Origin of the sequence: Mesorhizobium sp. M1006 (assembly GCF_040318825.1) — a bacterium.
Classification (GTDB): Bacteria; Pseudomonadota; Alphaproteobacteria; order Rhizobiales; family Rhizobiaceae; genus Mesorhizobium.
Map to the genome: position 1 here is coordinate 1 of NZ_JAMYMZ010000013.1, position 17,840 is coordinate 17,840.

Consider the following 17,840-nt stretch of genomic DNA (forward strand, 5'->3'; position numbering starts at 1 on the left):
GGAGGACAGCCAGCCGGCCAGATGTTCGAACATCGCCGCCACATCTCAGGTGGCCACCGCTTCCGCGATTACTTCATGTTCGTTCTCCGGCCCCATGACAGTCATCAAGCAGCGGATAGGCGCACGCACCGGCCTTTGCGGCTCGCAGCAAAGCCGACCAGGCAGTTACATCAGGGTATACCCTGTTGTGGCACCTCATTCCCTTTGTTTGTCCTCATTGGCTGGGCGCGCCGGATGTTACGTGGGTTCCGAGGCACTCGAGCAGGACGATCTGAATCAGGTCCGGCCTGCCAACGTTCAACTCGGTGGCTGCTGATTTGGGCGCGAGAGCGCGTGCCGATCGCGGTCGCCGTCATAGCGATTCCTGCCCATCTGTTCGTTCAAGCCACGCCAACGGTGCCCTCGAATGGATTTGGGTCTGACCGAACACCGTCTTCGCTTCGCTCATCCTCGATCGTCTTCCCGCAACGACGGCGCTGCGTTTCTCTTCCCCTGGCCGAACCACCCCACCACGCAGGGCGGGGCGGGGACCCGGTTTGCGCGGCCATTCCTCGCGGTCCAAGAAAGCCTCGCGCCGCCGTCTTCCACTTCCTTTTAGCCCCTTCGGGGTGCGGGCCGATCGTCCGCCGTCTCACGACCACCATCGAGGCCAGCAATGGGCGCGGCCCGAGAAAACAGAGGAACACCACAATGGCTACGATCGGCACTTTCTCCCGCACCGCGAACGGCTTCTCCGGTTCGGTCAAGACCCTCAACCTCAACGTCAAGACGGTGATCTTCTCCCCGGCCGACGGCGACAACGAAAAGGGTCCGGACTTCCGCATCTTCGCCGGCGCCATCGAGTTCGGGGCGGCATGGACGAAGACCTCGCGCGAGGGACGCGATTACCACTCCGTCAAGCTCGATGATCCCAGCTTTCCCGCTCCGATCTATGCGAGCCTGGTCGAGACCGACACCGAGGGCGAATTCTCGCTCATCTGTCCCGCCGCACCGCAGAGTAATCCGGACTTAACACGAAGCCCCGCCGCAAGGCGGGGCATTGCCACGTTCAGGTCCTACAGCGTGGCACGTCCGCCAGCTGCAGCACGCTACGCTTTGACGGGTGTCTTGCGCGCCTTCTTCACCGGCGACTTGACTGCCCTTGCGGCTGTTGTCGCTGCTGCCGCGCGGGCAGCTCGTTTTGGTTTTTCTGCCGCAGCTGTTTCTGGCGCTGCCGCCTTGCGTCCCAGGCCTATTGATTTCGCCAGGGCCGAGCGGGTGGCCGCGTAGTTCGGCGCTACCATCGGATAGTCGGAGGGCAGGTTCCATTTCTGCCGGTATTCGTCCGGACTCAGATTGTAATGCGTTCCGATATGCCGCTTCAAGGATTTGAACTTTTTCCCGTCTTCCAGGCATATGATGAAATCAGGTGACACTGACTTCTTGATCGACACCGCCGGCTCCAGCTTGACTGCGGCCGAAGCGACAGGTGTGCCGATCCCTTGCAAAGCGACATAGACATCCCCGATTAGCTTCGACAACTCGCCGACCGGCAGCGGATTGTTCGAAACGTAGGCGGAAACGATGTCGGCGGTGATTGATACGAGATCAGCCTGGTCGCGTGGGTCTGGAGAAACGGTCATCGAATTTCCTCTTGTCCAAAGGGCGCTTTGAAAACGGATGGTCTGTCTATTCGCCAATCAGGCAAATAATTCGCTACTCCGCCAACAAACCTCATTCCGTGCAAATATCAAGCAGGCAAGTGTCGCTGCGATCGTTCGGTCCGGCTGCAGACAAGTTGCCGATCGCGTCGGGGAAGCAGGAAGGTTTCCCCCTCGCTTCTCCGCTCGCCAAGCGCACAGCCCAACGCAACCCAGCGCCATGAATCATGGCTCCTGCGTCGCAGGATTGAGCCATGAACAATTATCGTCGCGACACTCTGCGCGGCGACCAGGACCGCGCCGCCGGCATTGAATTGGCCCACGCGCGTATCTCTTGTGGGAGTCATCCAAGCTCGTTCAGGTGGGCTGCACCGCCTCGGGCCGATCGGCAGGATGGACGTTGTTGATATGGCAGCCCGCATGCGCCCGAACGGCTGCCAGCCTACTGGCTCAACGAATATCTGACGAACGGCGTGCTGCTTGTGAAGCACTTGCCATCCCGCAGCTGACAACTCGTTTGCCACCACGGCGCCGCGAGCCCATCGAGCCCCTTGCGCAGTCGGTATGACCGAGCGCCAGATGCATCTTCACGCCCGCCGGAACGATGATCATGATGATTCTCCCTTGCTGCCAGATGCAGCTTGACTGCATCCGCATTGCTGCCGACGGATGCAAAGACGCGCCGCCCACCGTCCAGTTGGACTGCCATCATGCCGTCCGGCGGCCGCACGAGATTGCGCAGGTCAGTGGGCCGGCGGTTTGGTTTCGGCGCATGAATGAGCGCAACCGTTCCCAATTGCGGCCCCTTGCGAGCGGTCAGGCCGAATTGGACACGCCAGCGGAAGGCCATGATGGTGGCGATCGCACGGCGGCGGCAAACCTCCGCCACACTGACGCCGGGCTTCTCCGTCTCCTGCACGATCGCCCGCTTCTGCTCGTCGCTGAAGCGGCGGCGGTTCGATCGGCCGTCCACCGCCTCCGATGTCAAGCGGTATTTGCGCCGCGCGCAATTAGCAGCGCTGCTTAATTGGGCCCGGGCACTCGGATGAAGCAGCGATCGACAGTCAACGTCGTCGCCGGATTCTTTCAGACGATCGCGCCAGATGCGCAACGCATTCGGCGAAAGGCCGAGCGCTGCGGCATACTCTGCATGCCCCATGCCGCTCCAGTTCATCGCCTCGACATGCATGCTCCAGAATACCCGAAGGGCGATCGGGCCGCTGTCCGTGCGCCTGCCGTACGATAGCGCGGCCGCCTTTGGAGCCGCGTCGGCTGCTGCGTCCTGCGCGGACTCCGGCCTTCTTCCTGCGCAGATTCTGCAGCTTTTCCGCACGCTTGCGCAGATCATCCGCGTTCACCAAATGGCACATCCACAGCTCGAATGTCGTGATCGAAAGATCACGACGGCGACTTCCAGCGCACTGAGATTGCTGCGGTACCAACTCGCTACTTGCGACGATCAGTAAGGACTGTTGGCCTTGGCCCACGAGCGGCGGGACGCCATCGGAGATCCTCCACATGACGAAGCAACCCGACATGACGCGAGATTGCACTAGCCCAAATATGTGCAGGGACCGGACACTTACGCACAACCGATTAGGACGGCTCTCCTAATCGGGCTCGCCCTTAAGATCGACCGCCGAGAGTGGTAGCGGCGCAAGGAATCTGAGAACCTGACAGCGTATTTGTTCACTGCAGTCAGGAGAGATTCATGAACAACCCGGTTTACATTGGACTTGACGCATCGCTGGATGAAACAAGCATCTGCATCGTCGATTGCGACGGCAAGATCGTATTCGAGACAAAGGTGGAGAGCAATCCGGACGCGCTCCACTCCGCACTGAAGGGCTACGTGGAGCGCGCTCAGCGCATCGGCATCGAGGCGTCTTCGATAGGCGTCTGGCTGCCGCGTGAGCTGCTATTGCGGAAGCTGCCGGTAATCGTCGTCGAGGCCCGTCACATGCGCACGAGCCTGAGCGCGATGCGCAACAAGACCGACAAGAACGACGCGCGCGGCATTGCGCAGATGATGCGCATGGGGTGGTTTCGTGCCGTCCAGGTCAAGGGCGTGGAGAACCAGCGGTTTCGCACGATGCTGGCCAATCGCAAGCTTCTCAAGCGCAAGTTGGTGGATCTCGAGAACCACATTCGCGGCTCGCTGCGGGTGCATGGCTTGAAGGTTGGCGCGATCGGCCGGCACGAGTTCGAGGCCCGCGCGCGAACTGCTGGACGGCGCCGATTTCGTCTTCGAACGGATGATCGACAGCTTGCTGGCGGTCCGTAACGCGGTCCTTGAGGGCTACGAATCGATTGCACACGATGTTGCTAAATGCGGTCGCTGCCGATCCTGTCTGTCGGCGCTTCATGACCGTGCCTGGGGTCGGACCGGTAGCTGCCCTGACGTACAAGGTTGCGATCGATGATCCGCATCGATTCAGCCGCTCCCGCACTGTCGGCGCGCATTTTGGCCTGACGCCGAGACGTCATCAGTCCGGCAGCTCGATCGACTTCACGGGACGCATCACGAAGCAGGGCGACATGACTGCACGCGAGGCGCTGTGCGAGGCGGCAGCGGCCATGTTGCTGCGTTCGCGCCGCGGCTCGGCACTCAAGGCGTGGGGGCTCAAGATCGCCAAGAAGCGCTCGATGCTGTGCGCGATCACAGCAGTCGCCCACAAGCTTGCCGCCATCCTGCACCGTATGTGGGTTGACGGCAGTGTGTTCGATCCAGGCGCCGGGGCGGTTGTCACGCCGACGATGCGCGCGACGCTGAAGGCGCTGAGAACGGCTTGACGATGGGCGCGTCTCGACAGTTTAGAGGAGGTCCTGAGATCTGAGTTCGAAGAGTTCCCGTGCGCACGGGCGGCGCCCAGGCAGGGCGTTGGATGAGACTGAGTCCGCTATCTTGCCGGCATCCGCCCGCCACCGGGATGAATGCGCCGCGATCGCTAGGACCGTCTCGTCATGAGGCCATCAATACGGCCCGAAGGAGAGCATGCGACGGCTGATTTGAGCCGAGCGCGTAGTAACGCAGGGACCCTGCCGAGGGAAGCGTGGTTGCAAGAAGTGCGCACGAGTTTACAGTGACTATGAAGCAGAATTGGAGATGTCATGCAGCTGGAAAGCCATTATTGTAGTTGACATTAGGGGCCCGATTAGGACGGCAAGATAAAGCGAGCTGACGCTCGCCCTCGCTTCGCTCGTAAGTGTCTGTCTGCACATTGTTTTTTCCGGCAGCTGGCGACGCAACGCAGAATGACGCGAGGTGCGGGGACGACGGCTATCGGCTATGCTATTGATCCGAAACGCAAAACTATCGTGCCGCAGCAATGTGCGATCCGCCGTTTTATGCCACAGCAAGTCTTTGCGCGCCGTAGCACGCTCGGTGCTCCAGCCATCTTGAAGCAGGGAATCTGATTCCCGATCCTGTCGTCATGGCAGATCGTGAAACCGATAGATTCCAGGTTCGCACCGGCCGGATGCGGCATAGCGGCGCGCCGGTCAATTCGCGCACGCTGCCCTTTGTGCGCCAGGTCGAGATCGCCATCCGCAAGCAGGGCGGCAATCCTTATCGCATCGGCGCAAGCAGCCGGACCGGGAAGGGGAGTGGCCGCTTCAACGCCCGCGGCCGCGGCGGCAAGGTGGCGGCAGATTTGCCAAAGGCCAGCGGCGGGTGGCGGCAGGACCAGAGCGGCGTGCGCTTTCGCTCGCGCCGCGTCGTGGTGAAGGCGCGCGTCGTCAAGCTGCCGGGGCGAGGCAAGGGGACCGGGCGCGGCCAAAAGTTCGTGACAACCAGCAAGGCTGTCGATGCGCATCTGCGCTATCTCCAGCGCGACGGCGTGACCAGGGATGGCGAGAAGGGGAGAGTGTACTCTGCCGCCGACGACGAGGCCGACGGCAAGGCCTTCGTCGAGCGCGGGCGGGGCGACCGGCATCAGTTCCGCTTCATCGTCGCGCCGGAGGATGCCGCCGAGATGGAAGACCTGCGCTCCTTCACCCGCGATCTCATGCGACAGGTGGAGACCGACCTCAGCACGCGCCTCGACTGGATCGCTGTCGACCACCACAACACCGGCCATCCACACACCCACATCCTGGTGCGCGGCGTCACCGATGACGGCAAGATCCTGAACATCGCCGGCGACTACATTGCCCATGGCATCCGCCAGAGGGCAACCGAGCTGGTGGAACGGGAACTCGGCTTGCAAAGCGAGCTCGAAGTCGCCCGCAAGCTGGCCAATGAGGTGGACGCCGAACGGCTGACCCGCCTCGACCACATGCTGATCGCCGAACAGCAGGAGCACGATCTTGTCGACCTCCGTCCCAATGCCAGCGACAGCTACACAATTCGCAGCAACCGCTATCTGCTCATCGATCGTGCAAAGAAGCTGGAGCACTTCGGCCTGGCGAACGAGATCGAGCCCGGCCGATGGGTGGTTTCCGACAGGGCCGAAAGTACTTTGCGAGCGCTTGGTGAGCGCAACGACATCATCAAGACCATGCACCGGGCACTGGAAGAGCACGGCCTCGCCGAAGAGCGGGGTGCTGCGCAATATGTCATGCACCGCCGGACCATCACCGAGCCGGTCGTCGGCCGCGTGCTCGCCAAGGGTCTTGCCGGCGACGAGATGAGCGATCGGCTGTCGCTCGTCATCGACGGCGTCGACGGGCGTACACACTATGTCGAGACCGCGGATGCTGCAAAGCTCGATGACATCCAGCGCGGCCATATCGTGGCGCTCGATCCGATCCTGCCGAAGGAGGAGCCGCGTGCGGCCGACCGCAACATCAGCGCAGTAGCGGGCGAGGACGGTATCTATCGTCCGAGCACACACCTGGAGGCGATCCGCGAGACGTTTTTGGAGCAGGGCAAGGACCCGGACGCCTTCGTCCGTTTCCATGTCCGCCGTCTCGAAGCGCTGCGCCGGGCTGGCCATGTCGAACGCATCGACGAAGACCACTGGCGCATTCCAAAAGACCTGACCGAGCGCGGCATCGCCTACGATGTCCGAAACGGCGGAAAAGACTTCTCCGTCCGCGTGCTTTCGACGCTCGATCTTGACGCGCAGATCGGCAGCGACGGTGCCACCTGGCTCGACCGGGAGCTCACGGCCAAGACCCCCGTGCCGCTGGTCCGGTCAGGCTTTGGTCTCGACGTCGATAACGCTCTCGACAGGCGGGCTGCCCAGCTCGTCAGGATGGGCCATGCCGAACGAGATGCGAACAGCGGGACCATCACCTTCGCGCGCGATCTTGTTGTCACGCTGGAGCGCCAGGAGGTCGCGCGTGTCGGCAAGGAAATGGCCGCTGCGCGCGGCCTCATCTTCGCGCCAGTCCAGCGCGGCAACCATGTCGGCGGCACGCTGCTCGGTTCAGCCCGTCTTGCCAGCGGGCGCTTCGCCATGCTGGACGACGGGCTCGGGTTTCAGCTCGTTCCTTGGCAGCCAATGCTCGAGAGGCGCATCGGCCAGCACATCACCGGCGCCGTGCAAAGCAGCGGCGGCATCGACTGGAGTTTCGGCAGAAAGCGTGGGCTGGGGCTGTGAAAGCGCCCATCACGTGGCACTTTTGGCTCGCAACTATCGCCGGCAACGATTGGCCAAGCCTAGTAGCAAACAGTTTGTTAGATGCGGGGTCTTAAACGGATACCATTCTCGGACAGGAACTCGATTCCGGCCCTCTCAAGTGTATGCCTTATACTTATCAGGTTGTTGGCAATTGGAATGCGCGCCCCACGCTCAAAATCCGCAATCGTCTGCCGAGCCACATTTGCGGCTCTAGCTAGTTCGTCTTGGCTCCACCCAAGCATCGCCCGAGCGCCGCGACACTGCTCTATCGTTAGCGCATTTTCCATGGGCTACAATCCGATTGACGTCAATCAATTTGTATGATCAGATTCCCTAACGCGGCCGAGCTGAGCGCTGACACGCTTAGCCCGACCTAACCCCAACCAAGCTGTTAGGAGCTCGGATCATGGGTGATTCCGACAATACCACGAGTCTCCCTTTCGTCACCCGTAGGCAAGTACTTGCGGGAGGAATGATCGCGTCCACCGCTTTGATGCTTGAAAAAAGTACTTTCACCGGCAACGCTGCCGCGACGAACGTGTCCCTCTCCGACCCAGCGCTCGCGCTTTGGCGGGAATGGCAGACGGCCCACCGGCTGACGAGCGGCTTTGTCGCAGACAGCAGCGACTGGAGACGAGGCTTGTCGAGAGCGTCGGCTTTCCTTGTGTGACCGTCCGCGTGTCCGAGGGCGAGGACGTGACGGTCCACTCGATTGAGGCACTCAATGAATTGCTAGGCAGAAGGCCGGATATGGCTGCTCTCCGCCAGAAAGCCGAAGCTGGTCTCACGGCACATCAGGCACGCTGGGATGAGGCTGCCGAGGAGACCGGGTACATTGCCGCGCTCAGGGCCGAGCGCAAGGCTGGCGACCGAGCGGAGGATCTGCTGGAAGCGTTCTCAATGACGCCTGCCACGACTCTCGCCGGTGTGGCAGGCAAGCTCGATGCTGTGTTGCGTGAGGGCGAGCCTTGGGAGGAATGCTCCGAATTTCCCTGGTCTCAAATTCGCTCGGCCCTCAGCGATCTGGTGCGTATCGCCCAGCCAGCGATGCCGGAACAATTCTTTGCCGACGAGCGGCGTCCCCCAGCTTCGCAGGCGGGCGGGCTGGCTGCTATCTCGGCGCCTGAAAGACGAAGATGAAGGCGAGGACTCGAACCTCAAAATTTATTGGCACCGTAACCTGCTGATTTTGCTAACCAACTTAGCCACAGTCGGTGACTCGACTATCACAATCCTGGCACAATCACAGCCCACACTCCGCTAAACCGTCGTAAGGCGTACCGGAAAGAGCAGGCAGCGCCGAAATCCCGATCTAGACAAAGCAAGACGGCAGAGTGCGCGACATTCAGCGCGGGCTGAACAATCGCTCCACAGCTCATTTTTTACAAAGTAGACTGGAGCTTTCTCGCACCCGTCACGGAGCAGAAATGGTCAAGGGCCACGTGCAGCGCAAACTAGCTGCTATCCTTGTTGCGGACGCGGTCGGCTACAGTAGCCTGATGGCTTCGGACGAAGTGGGGACTCACGAGCGATTCAAATCGCTTCGCTCCGATCCGATCGACACTAAAATCGCCGAACACCAAGGTAGGATCGTCAAGGAAATTGGCGATGGGCTTCTCGTCGAGTTCGCCAGTGTGGTTGCCGCCGTCCAATGCGCCGTCGAGATTCAGGAAGCATTAGCCGAGCGGAACGCGGATGGGCCCGATCATAAACGGATTGAATTCCGAATAGGCATCCATCTCGGCGACGTCATTGTCGACGGCGAAGACATTTTTGGTGACGGGGTCAACATCGCCGCTCGATTGGAAGGTCTCGCGGCGCCCGGCGGAATAGCCATTTCGGCTGATGTCCGTCGGCAGGTCGAGAAGAAATTAAACGTTGATTTCGAAGACATCGGCGAAAAAGAACTCAAGAACATCTCCGAGCCAGTTCACGTCTACAGAATGAAGCTGGCGTTAAAAGCAATCCAGAAGCCTGTCAATGTATTGGACAGGCCAGCCGTCGCAGTCCTGCCGTTCCTGAATATGAGCGGCGATCCAGAGCAGGACTATTTCGTCGATGGCCTAACAGAGGACATTATTACAGCCCTGTCTCACTGGCGAACCTTTCCTGTCATTGCCCGCAATTCAACATTTACCTACAAATCCTCCGCTGTGGACGTTCGCAAGATAGCCCGCGAATTAGATGCTCGATTTGTTCTGGAGGGCGGTGTTCGGAAAGCTGCAAGTCGTATTCGTGTCACTGCCCAATTGATTGATGCCGCCAGGGGCCATCACGTTTGGGCGGAAAAATATGACAGGCACCTGAGCGACATTTTTGAATTGCAAGACGAGCTAACCCAAAAGATCGCTGGAGTGGTGGAGCCGGCGATAACGAGGGCCGAAACGCGCCGGATGGCAGTTCCCGGAACTAAAAACGTTGGTGCTTGGGACTATTACTTGCGCGGTTGGGGGCTAGCGCACCAATTCACCGGACAGGCGCACAAGCTGGCCCGCGATATGTTTAGGCGCGCCTTGGAAATCGATCCCGCCTACTCGCAGGCATATACCGGCATCGCACAAACGTATCTTCAAGAGATTTTTTTGAAGCAGGTCGATGACCACGCGGCGGCCGTTTCGAAAGTCGTCGACGCGGCAAAAAAGGCTGTCTCGCTCGATGACAGCGATTCGGCTGCGCACCTCAGTTTAGGATTGGGGTACATGTGGTCCGGAATGCACGACGCCGCCATCGAAGAAGTCCAACGGGCGATCGATTGCAATCCGAGCAACGCGCTCGCCTATGTGGTTTTAGGGAACGTCCTGGACGTCGCCGGACGTCCCGAAGAGGGCATCCCGTTCCTTGAAACCGGATTGAGGCTCAACCCGCTAGAGCCCAGAATGCATTACGCGATGACATGGTTGGGCGGCGCATACCTAAACGCCCGGCGGTACGCCGACGCACTTGCTTGGTTGCAGCGAGCTGCCAGTCGTCGGTCTGACTATGCACTGACCTTTCTATTCTTAGCGGTTTGCTTGACCAATCTCGGCAAGCGCTCTGCGGCGGAAAAGGCCTTGGCAGAATGCGAGAAAGTTGAGCCAGGATTCACCGCCGCATTTGTGAGATGGCGGGCCTACAGGAACGACGCCGACAACGATCACATGCTCAAGGGAATTCGCGATGCTGGCGGCGATACTTTCATTTAATAGAATAACAGGTCACGTTTATTCATAGGTTCCTAAAGAAATTTGTTCCTAAGGCGCAACTTTGTCAGCTTCGTAAGCTGAGCCAACGTCTGTGTCCCATACCAACGGGCCTTTGGATCTCACCGTTCTAGAGGTCCGGAATGGGGTCGCGACGTTCCCCTAACCTCCTATCAGGGAATGGTCCGCAAGGGGTCGGATTTTCATATTCGTGCCACGAAGGCACGAAGCAGGCGCCTGCACAAGGCTCGCTGCTTTGAAAGCATCCCGATGAACGACGAGCTGATCCGCCTTCCCGGTGCCATGGAGCCCGTCACGCGGCCTGACATTCAGCACCATACGTGCGAGCACCCCGACTGTGGCAAGGATGCCGGATGGGGGTTCGCCAAGCCGAGGCGGCCATCCCATTGGTTCTGCTTTGAGCACCGGGCTGATGCCGAAGCATATCTCTAAGCAGCGTGTTGATCTGATGATCAGAGCGCCAATACGACAGGGAGACTATGCCGACCGCGAGATCGATTGCCAGGAGGCAATGGAGCCCGGCTTCCAGGCGATCGCCGATTGCTGATTGAGGCGGGATGGACGCGCGGGGCGATCATGCGGTCGTTGAAGCGGCTCATCGCCGCCGACAACATGACCCAGAAGGAAAACGCCAGGTTGAGGCGCAGATAGCCCTGCCGGCATTCAAAAAGCTATCGAGGAACTTTGAACCGTCGCGGCCGTTTACCGGCTATCGCGTCCGGAAAGTTCCGCCATGAATGTCAGCGACGAAAGGACTGTATCCCTTTGGGCGGCAACCGAAGTAGCGCCTGATGCAGTTCCGCTCGAGCGGAGTGAACAGGTCGATGTCGTGGTCGTCGGATCTGGCATTGCCGGACTGTCGGTCGCGTTCGAACTGGCCATCGCCGGGCAAAAGGTGGCAGTGCTCGATCGCGGCCGGATCGGAAGCGGCATGACGGCCCGCACCACCGCGCATCTGTCATCGATCTGCGACGACTACTTTTCGGAACTGATCAAATTGCGTGGCGAGGAACTGGCGCGGATCTACTACCAAAGCCAGTCGGCCGCTATCGACCGTATCCGATCGATTCAGGAGGCGGAGGGCATGCCGTGTGATTTCCGCCGCCTCGAAGGCTTTCTGTTTCCGGCGTCGGGCAGGAAGGAATCCGTCATCGAGCGCGAACTGGACGCCGCTCTGAAGATCGGTGTCGACGTCGAGAAAACCGTGGGAGTGCCGCTTGCTGGGTTTTCGGACGCGCCCGTCCTTCGTTACCTCAATCAGGCGACATTCCACCCGCTCAAATATCTCCGCGGGCTGGCTGCCGGCATCCGCGCGCGCGGCGGCGCGCTTTATGCGGATACCATCGTCGACAAAGTCGAGGAGACTGACGGCGGCGTGCGCGTAACCACGGTCTCGGGCTTTGCCGTGTCTGCCAGATCGGCCGTTGTCGCCACCAACTCGCCGATCAACGATCGGGTGGCGCTCCACACCAAACAGGCGCCGTATCGGACCTACGCGATGGCATTCGAGATCGCGCGCGACATTTTGCCGGATGCACTCTATTGGGACACGCTGGACCCCTATCACTACGTCCGTCTGCAGCCTGGCGAAGGCAAGACCGACTTTCTGATCGTCGGTGGTGAGGATCACAAGACAGGGCAGGCCGACGACGCCGACGACCGCTTCGCTGCCCTGGCGGCCTGGACCAAAGGGTTGGTGGCCGATATCGGCGCGGAAGCCAATCGATGGTCCGGGCAGGTAATGGAGACCGTCGATTACGCCGGGTTCATCGGCCGTAATCCCGGCAACGGGCACGTCTTCGTTGTTACCGGCGATTCCGGTCAGGGCATCACCCATGGGGTTGTGGCCGGCCAATTGATTTCCGACCTGATCCTGAAGGGGGAAAGCCCCTGGCGGGAACTTTACGAACCCTCTCGCAAGACGGCACGCGCGATCGGCGATTACTTGGCGGAGAATGCGACAGCGATCAGGAGTTTTGCCGAGTATGTCGCGCCTGGTGAAATTGATGCCGCCGATAAGCTGCGGCCCGGACAGGGGGCTATCGTCCGCCAGGGGCTTACCAAAGTCGCTGCCTTTCGCGATGAGGACGGCACGCTCTACAAGCGATCGGCCGCATGCACCCATATCGGTTGCCATGTCCATTGGAATTCGTTGGAACGCTGCTGGGACTGCCCCTGCCACGGCTCGCATTTTGCCGTCGATGGCACGGCTTTGAACGGACCGGCCGTAGCGCCCCTGGCTGAGGTGGAATAGCTATGGCGACTCCCGTTGAGGCGAGATGCCGCAATGCCAGCTCAGGCGAAGATGCTGCTTGGTAGCCGCTCGACACTGGCACCCGATGGACCCCATCGCCAGGTAATTCGTAGGTCGATCCCCGAATCTTTCTCGGCTTTGGAATCCGCTGTGCAGCCAATCACTCTGCATTCAATTCCACCTTTCCTCCATCGCAAACGTCAGGTGCTTTTGAGCGTTCCGTTCATCCCGTTCGGGTAGAAGCCGCCCTTGCTGACGCCGGCCTTGTCGGTCGAGATAGACGATCCGAAGCACTTCCTGGGGCGTCCTCGTGAAGGCGATCGCATCCGGGGTCGATGGAACGATATTGGCTCTGCCCTTGCCAGCCAGACGAAGTGACCGTCCGACCGGGCCTTACACGCGCAGCTTTCAGTTCCGACGGCACCCAAGTCGCAATTATTTCCGGCGAAGAAAGGGTCCGTATCGTTCGCGTTTTCCAGACACCCAACGACCTCATTGACTTCGCCCGGCGCACCTCCCTCGCGAACTCACCCCTTGCGAGCGGTGAAGCTTCTTTCTTCCTGAAGACCCTGCAACTGGTACTTGTCCGGACTGATGTCGGCAACGGGGTCAGATTTTGCCGCTTGAGCCGGCCGCCGGAACGGGCAACTTAGCGCTAGAAGCTGACCTTGCCAGAGCTTGACCAAGACCGCTCTGGTCTTGATCAATGCGCCACGCCGTCGGATGCGTGCAGAAGTCTCCAGGTCAAGCCGATGCTGCCATCGAACTCGGATGCAAAATGTTCGGCGGCGACGCCTTCCAGGCCGTCATCGACAAGAGCCTCGATGGTTCGTCGCACCAGCGCGAGCTGCATCTCGCGGGCGTGTGCCAGGTCTGTCTCTCTCATGATTTCCGTGACGTGGTAGGCGACAACGGGCTGGCCGAGGCAAGACATGAGCGCGCTCGCTTCTGACGTCACTGCGGTAACTGCGTCTTCGATCTTCATTCTGGCGCTCCTCATCAAACATGATGCGGCGCCTCCCCATGACACGACGGTGTTCCGTCGCTTCTTTTTCAATTTCGAATGTCGTGAGTGAAAGTCTGGTGCGCGAACAGGAGAATTACCCTCTCTTGTCCCAATCTCCTTGAGCAGCCACGCTACCCAAATCAGTATGCTGCAAAATTGAATTAAAGGCGACCGAATAGTTAATCGATGGTTAATGGCTGCGCTCGCATCTCGGGCATTCGGCGCATGAAACATCGGGCAGGTCCGCCTCGCGCCTCATGTCAGCCATTGAAGGCACTGTTGCCACTGCCTGAACGCAGACATTGTTGGCGATCATTTTGGAGGTCGCGGTTGCGCCAGGAGCAGCGGTGAGCCCAGGCAATCGGATGGGGAGCGCTTCGGTGCAGCGCGGACGCTGCTCGTCCGCACCTGACCACAAACGGTGACGCATTCTTAGGCGGTCCGATTGACATTTTGAGTATGTGCGCTTGACTGCTTCGATGGATCGTCAGCAGGGCGGCAAGGAGATCGCTTCATGGCTGCAAGGTTTGGGCCTTGAGCAGTATGCCGGCGCATTCATCGACAACGACATTGAACCGGCAATTCTACCAAAGCTCTCCGACGATGACCTGCGGGAGCTTGGCGTAAAATCTGTTGGTCACCGGAGAAGAATCCTGGCCGCGATCGCCGAGCTCTCGCATCCACCGGCCCAACCGCCGAAAGCAAACGACAATGCCAAGCGGGATGCTCTCCAAAGTGCAGTGCCTAGGCGAGAGGGGAGTGAGGCAGAGAGGCGCAACCTGACGGTTATGTTCGTCGACCTCGTGGGATCGACCGTGCTGGCCTCGACGCTCGATCCTGAGGACTTGGGCTCGGTCATAGCCGCATATCAATCGTTGGTCGCCGCAGAGGTCGCCCGTTATGATGGCTACGTCGCCAAATTCATGGGCGACGGCGTGCTGTGCTACTTCGGCTGGCCACTCGCCCACGAGGAGGACGCCGAGCGGGCGGTCCGCTCTGGACGTTCCATTGTGAAAGCTGTCGCCAGTTTGCGCACTCCTGCTCAAGTGCCAATGGCAGCTAGAGTGGGAATTGCCACGGGATTATGTGTCGTCGGAGAAGTCATCGGGACTGGGTCCGCACACGAAGAAGTCGTCATTGGCGAAACACCCAATCTCGCCGCTCGGCTGCAAGCCCTGGCCCAACCGGGATATGTGGTGGTCGCCGAGAGCACGAGAAAGTTGCTCGGCGGAATATTCGCGGTCGAGAGCCTGGGTCCTATCGAACTGAAGGGATTTTCGGTACCCGTCTCGCCATTTCTGGTTGTCGGGGAACATGCCATCGAGACACGCTATGACGCGCGCGTCACGAGCGCTCCTCAAGTCATGTTCGGAAGAGACCTCGAACTCGGACTTGCTCTCGAACGATGGGGCCAAGCGAAGAGGGGCGAAGGCCAGCTCGTGCTTCTCAGCGGCGAGGCGGGTATCGGAAAATCTCGCATCACCCGCGCCTTGATCGACGCGGTCTCTCAAGAGAACCATGTGCGGGTGAGCTATCAGTGCTCGCCCTATTACTCTGGCTCGCCGCTCTATCCAGCTGTTCAGCAGCTCCGCCGCACTATCGGTATTGGAGAAGCCGATGAGGATGAAGAGAAGGTCAGAAAACTCGAAGCCACCAAAGGTCCAGCAAATCCGTTGTTGCCTATTTTCGCTTCCCTGCTCGATCTTCAAAACCACCACAGCGATGCTTTGACGGGCCTGAATCCGCAGCAACTGCGAGCGCGAACGCTTGACGGATTGTTGGACGACATTCTCGACGCTGCAGCAAGGCTGCCATTGTTGTTCGTGATCGAGGACATCCACTGGATTGACGCGACAACACTCGAATTGTTGGATCAATGTGTCGAACGGATTCAGCACGCTCGGGTCATGATGATGGTGACGACGAGACCGACCTTCGAACACGGTTTTGGCGGACATCCCATAGTGACGAAATTGGCGCTTAATCGCCTGGGCCGTGAACAGACCACCGCATTCATCGAGAAGCTCGCTGGCGATATTCGACTACCGCCCACCATTGTGGACAAGATCATCGCCACGACGGATGGTGTGCCGCTGTTCATTGAAGAGCTGACAAAGGGTGTTCTTGAAGCCCGCCACTTCGATCGCGCAGCCGTCTTCGACGAAGATCATGCCGGACTCGCAAATCTCGACATTCCGCTAACGTTGCACGATTCGCTGATGGCCCGCCTCGACCGATTGCAGCCGGTCAAGGAAGTTGCGCAAATGGCCGCATGCATCGGCCGCGAATTCCGCCACGACCTCCTTCGATCGGTCACGCGGCTCAGCGCTGCCCAGTTGGAAGAGGCACTCGATCAGCTCGTGGATGCCGAGCTCGTCTTCCGTCGCGGACGGGGCTCGGACGCACGATACACGTTCAAGCACGCGCTCGTTCGCGATGCTGCCTATCACAGCATGTTGAAATCGGTGCGCCAGCACATACACAGCCAACTGGCCGACAAACTCGGCTCGGAGTCGACAGCCGAACCGGAGCTGGTTGCACACCACCTCATGGCGGCAAAGCGGTATCGTGAGGCAGCTGAATGCTTCCTCCAAGCTGGGCGCGCTGCCGCGGCGCGATTTGCCAATCCGGAGGCGGTCGCGCATTTCACGAGCGCGCTGCACGCCCTGGAAGCAGTCACTAACTCGGGCGATGCAAATGAGCTTGAACTCGGAATCCGGATTGAAATGGGCGTCCCGCTGAACGCGTCAGCTGGATATGCGTCGGAGAAGGTTGAAGCGAACTTTCTCCGTGCCGAAGAGCTTTGTATATCCACGGGCCTCACGTCCAACCTCTTTTTTGCCCGACGTTCGCTTTGGAACTTCTATCTTGACCGGCCTGACCTGCACCGGAGCCGACACTTGGCCAAGGAACTCCTTGTCGAAGCCTCGCGCAGAGAAAACGTTGAGGAAACGACTTTGGCGCATCGGGCGCTCGCCACGTCCTATTTCTATCTCGGTGCCATTGGGGATGCTGCACGGGAGGCCGAGGCTGGAATCAATGCCTGGGCGACCTCCGATAGGCATTTCGATGTCGCAAGGTATGGAGAGGACGGCCCCTCGATTTGTCGCAGTTATCTCGGCGTGGCGCAGGTGCTCGCAGGGCGGGTCGATACCGGGCTCGCCAATTGTGCGTCGAGCGTTGAAACCGCGGAGCGGCTCGATCATCCGCTCAATCTGGCATTTATCCTCATGAACCTCGCCCTTGCTCGACGTTTCCGCAATGAGCCGGTCGAGTGCCGCGCGATCGCTGAACAGATGCTCATTTTAGCTGACAACCGCAGACTGGCATCCTGGTCCGGCGGTGCTCGCACGTTGCTCGGCTGGGCCATCGGCAGCGACCTACCCGACGAAGGGCTCAAAATGCTGCGAGATGGCATTAACCGTTGGCGCTCGACGGGCTCTGAACTGCACTTGCCACACTTCTATTCGTCGATTGCGGATATTTGCCTCCGGCATGGACGGATCGATGAGGGCCTCGGGGCGATCGAGAATGCTATCGAGGCGATGGACAAGACCGACGAGAGATGGGCGCAGGCTGAAATAGAACGTATTGAGGGTTGCTTGATCGCCAAGGCGGATGTGACCCGAGGGATGAAAGTCCTAACTAAAGCCTATGACACTGCGATAAGTCAGGGCGCGCATTGGTTGGCGGTTCGTGCTGCAACCGAGTCGGCCAAGCTCTCAACAAGTTCGGGCCAGGAGCTCCGAGCTGACTGTCGGAATCAGCTTCGGATTAGCGAGACCGCTGAAGGCCTGGAAACCTCGGTCATCCGCGAAGCTGATGCGATTTTCGCATCGGTGTTGTAGGCTGACGAGCAATCACTGGAGTCCGACGAGGGGCCGAGCAGCAGCTGCCAAGCGCAAGGGCTGATTCAACGAGAGCAACCGATCAAGCTTGTGGTTTCCGAATAGCACGCCTTGCTATCCCTTTTTGCGACCGACGGATTTGATGCCTTCTCTTGTCTCGCGCCTGAACACATCTTGCGAGACATGGACCAAGAAAGTGATCTCGGCAGGCTTGAAGGAGGCCGCGCATTCTGCGGACTGGTATTTTCCGCGAGATTGTGCCCCTGGCTATTCTTCCATGACGAGCGCCACCCGCAATGGTGGTGAAATCCCACAAAAGCATCTT

At 59.8% G+C, this 17,840-nt stretch carries 10 protein-coding genes and 4 pseudogenes; 9 read left to right on the plus strand and 5 right to left on the minus strand.

The window, feature by feature from the left end; all coding sequences use genetic code 11:
• Positions 1 to 316: hypothetical protein (locus NKH60_RS14745; RefSeq protein ID WP_352872572.1), on the plus strand; the 316-nt coding region annotated here is incomplete at its 5' end.
• A gap of 374 nt (positions 317 to 690) precedes the next feature.
• Positions 691 to 978: pseudogene (locus NKH60_RS14750) on the plus strand (DUF736 domain-containing protein); the annotation flags it as partial.
• Positions 979 to 1,163: 185 nt separating this feature from the next.
• On the opposite strand, the pseudogene NKH60_RS14755 reads toward NKH60_RS14750, so the two are convergent.
• Positions 1,164 to 1,622, minus strand: a pseudogene (locus tag NKH60_RS14755) (Ros/MucR family transcriptional regulator); the annotation flags it as partial.
• 460 nt (positions 1,623 to 2,082) lie between these two features.
• Positions 2,083 to 2,829 carry a transposase gene (locus tag NKH60_RS14760; protein WP_352872574.1) on the minus strand — a complete coding sequence of 249 codons (747 nt, stop codon included), beginning with the start codon at positions 2,827 to 2,829 and terminating at the stop codon, positions 2,083 to 2,085.
• Between the two features lie 522 nt (positions 2,830 to 3,351).
• Here NKH60_RS14760 and NKH60_RS14765 point away from each other — a divergent pair.
• Positions 3,352 to 4,433 (plus strand): annotated as a pseudogene (locus NKH60_RS14765) (IS110 family RNA-guided transposase).
• 641 nt (positions 4,434 to 5,074) lie between these two features.
• Positions 5,075 to 7,186, plus strand: coding sequence for a DUF3363 domain-containing protein (locus NKH60_RS14770; protein WP_352872576.1), 2,112 nt, complete (start codon positions 5,075 to 5,077; stop codon positions 7,184 to 7,186).
• Between the two features lie 77 nt (positions 7,187 to 7,263).
• Here NKH60_RS14770 and NKH60_RS14775 read toward each other — a convergent pair whose 3' ends face one another.
• Positions 7,264 to 7,494: a helix-turn-helix transcriptional regulator gene (locus NKH60_RS14775; protein WP_352872578.1), complete on the minus strand. Its 231-nt coding sequence runs from the start codon at positions 7,492 to 7,494 to the stop codon at positions 7,264 to 7,266.
• 119 nt (positions 7,495 to 7,613) lie between these two features.
• Here NKH60_RS14775 and NKH60_RS14780 point away from each other — a divergent pair, with 119 nt between their 5' ends.
• From NKH60_RS14780 to NKH60_RS14800, 4 genes are all read left to right on the plus strand, one after another.
• The gene (locus NKH60_RS14780) at positions 7,614 to 7,877 is read left to right on the plus strand and encodes a hypothetical protein (RefSeq protein ID WP_352872579.1); all 264 of its coding nucleotides are present in this window, start codon (positions 7,614 to 7,616) and stop codon (positions 7,875 to 7,877) included.
• Positions 7,874 to 8,347 carry a hypothetical protein gene (locus tag NKH60_RS14785; RefSeq protein ID WP_352872581.1) on the plus strand — a complete coding sequence of 158 codons (474 nt, stop codon included), beginning with the start codon at positions 7,874 to 7,876 and terminating at the stop codon, positions 8,345 to 8,347. The genes NKH60_RS14780 and NKH60_RS14785 overlap by 4 nt, the downstream gene beginning before the upstream one ends.
• Before the next feature lie 194 nt (positions 8,348 to 8,541).
• Positions 8,542 to 10,389 carry an adenylate/guanylate cyclase domain-containing protein gene (locus NKH60_RS14790; RefSeq protein WP_352872583.1) on the plus strand — a complete coding sequence of 616 codons (1,848 nt, stop codon included), beginning with the start codon at positions 8,542 to 8,544 and terminating at the stop codon, positions 10,387 to 10,389.
• Between the two features lie 751 nt (positions 10,390 to 11,140).
• On the plus strand, positions 11,141 to 12,661 hold the full coding sequence (locus tag NKH60_RS14800) for an FAD-dependent oxidoreductase (protein ID WP_352872585.1): 1,521 nt from the start codon (positions 11,141 to 11,143) through the stop codon (positions 12,659 to 12,661).
• 200 nt (positions 12,662 to 12,861) lie between these two features.
• Here the strand turns inward: NKH60_RS14800 and NKH60_RS14805 are convergent.
• Together NKH60_RS14805 and NKH60_RS14810 are read right to left on the minus strand one after the other, a co-directional pair.
• Positions 12,862 to 13,018: pseudogene (locus NKH60_RS14805) on the minus strand (ferritin-like domain-containing protein); the annotation flags it as partial.
• Positions 13,019 to 13,364: 346 nt separating this feature from the next.
• Positions 13,365 to 13,646 (minus strand): hypothetical protein, encoded by a 282-nt coding sequence (locus NKH60_RS14810; RefSeq protein WP_352473173.1) that lies wholly within the window; start codon positions 13,644 to 13,646, stop codon positions 13,365 to 13,367.
• Between the two features lie 500 nt (positions 13,647 to 14,146).
• Here NKH60_RS14810 and NKH60_RS14815 point away from each other — a divergent pair, with 500 nt between their 5' ends.
• Positions 14,147 to 17,515, plus strand: a complete 3,369-nt coding sequence (locus NKH60_RS14815) for an AAA family ATPase (protein ID WP_352872587.1) — start codon at positions 14,147 to 14,149, stop codon at positions 17,513 to 17,515.
• Positions 17,516 to 17,840 lie beyond the last annotated feature (325 nt).

Bases quoted from the DNA above. Each gene is read 5' to 3' on its own strand.
- NKH60_RS14760 (WP_352872574.1), bottom strand. From the start codon at position 2,829: ATGCATGTCGAGGCGATGAACTGGAGCGGCATGGGGCATGCAGAGTAT.
- NKH60_RS14770 (WP_352872576.1), top strand. From the start codon at position 5,075: ATGGCAGATCGTGAAACCGATAGATTCCAGGTTCGCACCGGCCGGATG.
- NKH60_RS14775 (WP_352872578.1), bottom strand. From the start codon at position 7,494: ATGGAAAATGCGCTAACGATAGAGCAGTGTCGCGGCGCTCGGGCGATG.
- NKH60_RS14780 (WP_352872579.1), top strand. From the start codon at position 7,614: ATGGGTGATTCCGACAATACCACGAGTCTCCCTTTCGTCACCCGTAGG.
- NKH60_RS14800 (WP_352872585.1), top strand. From the start codon at position 11,141: ATGAATGTCAGCGACGAAAGGACTGTATCCCTTTGGGCGGCAACCGAA.
- NKH60_RS14810 (WP_352473173.1), bottom strand. From the start codon at position 13,646: ATGAAGATCGAAGACGCAGTTACCGCAGTGACGTCAGAAGCGAGCGCG.
- NKH60_RS14815 (WP_352872587.1), top strand. From the start codon at position 14,147: ATGGATCGTCAGCAGGGCGGCAAGGAGATCGCTTCATGGCTGCAAGGT.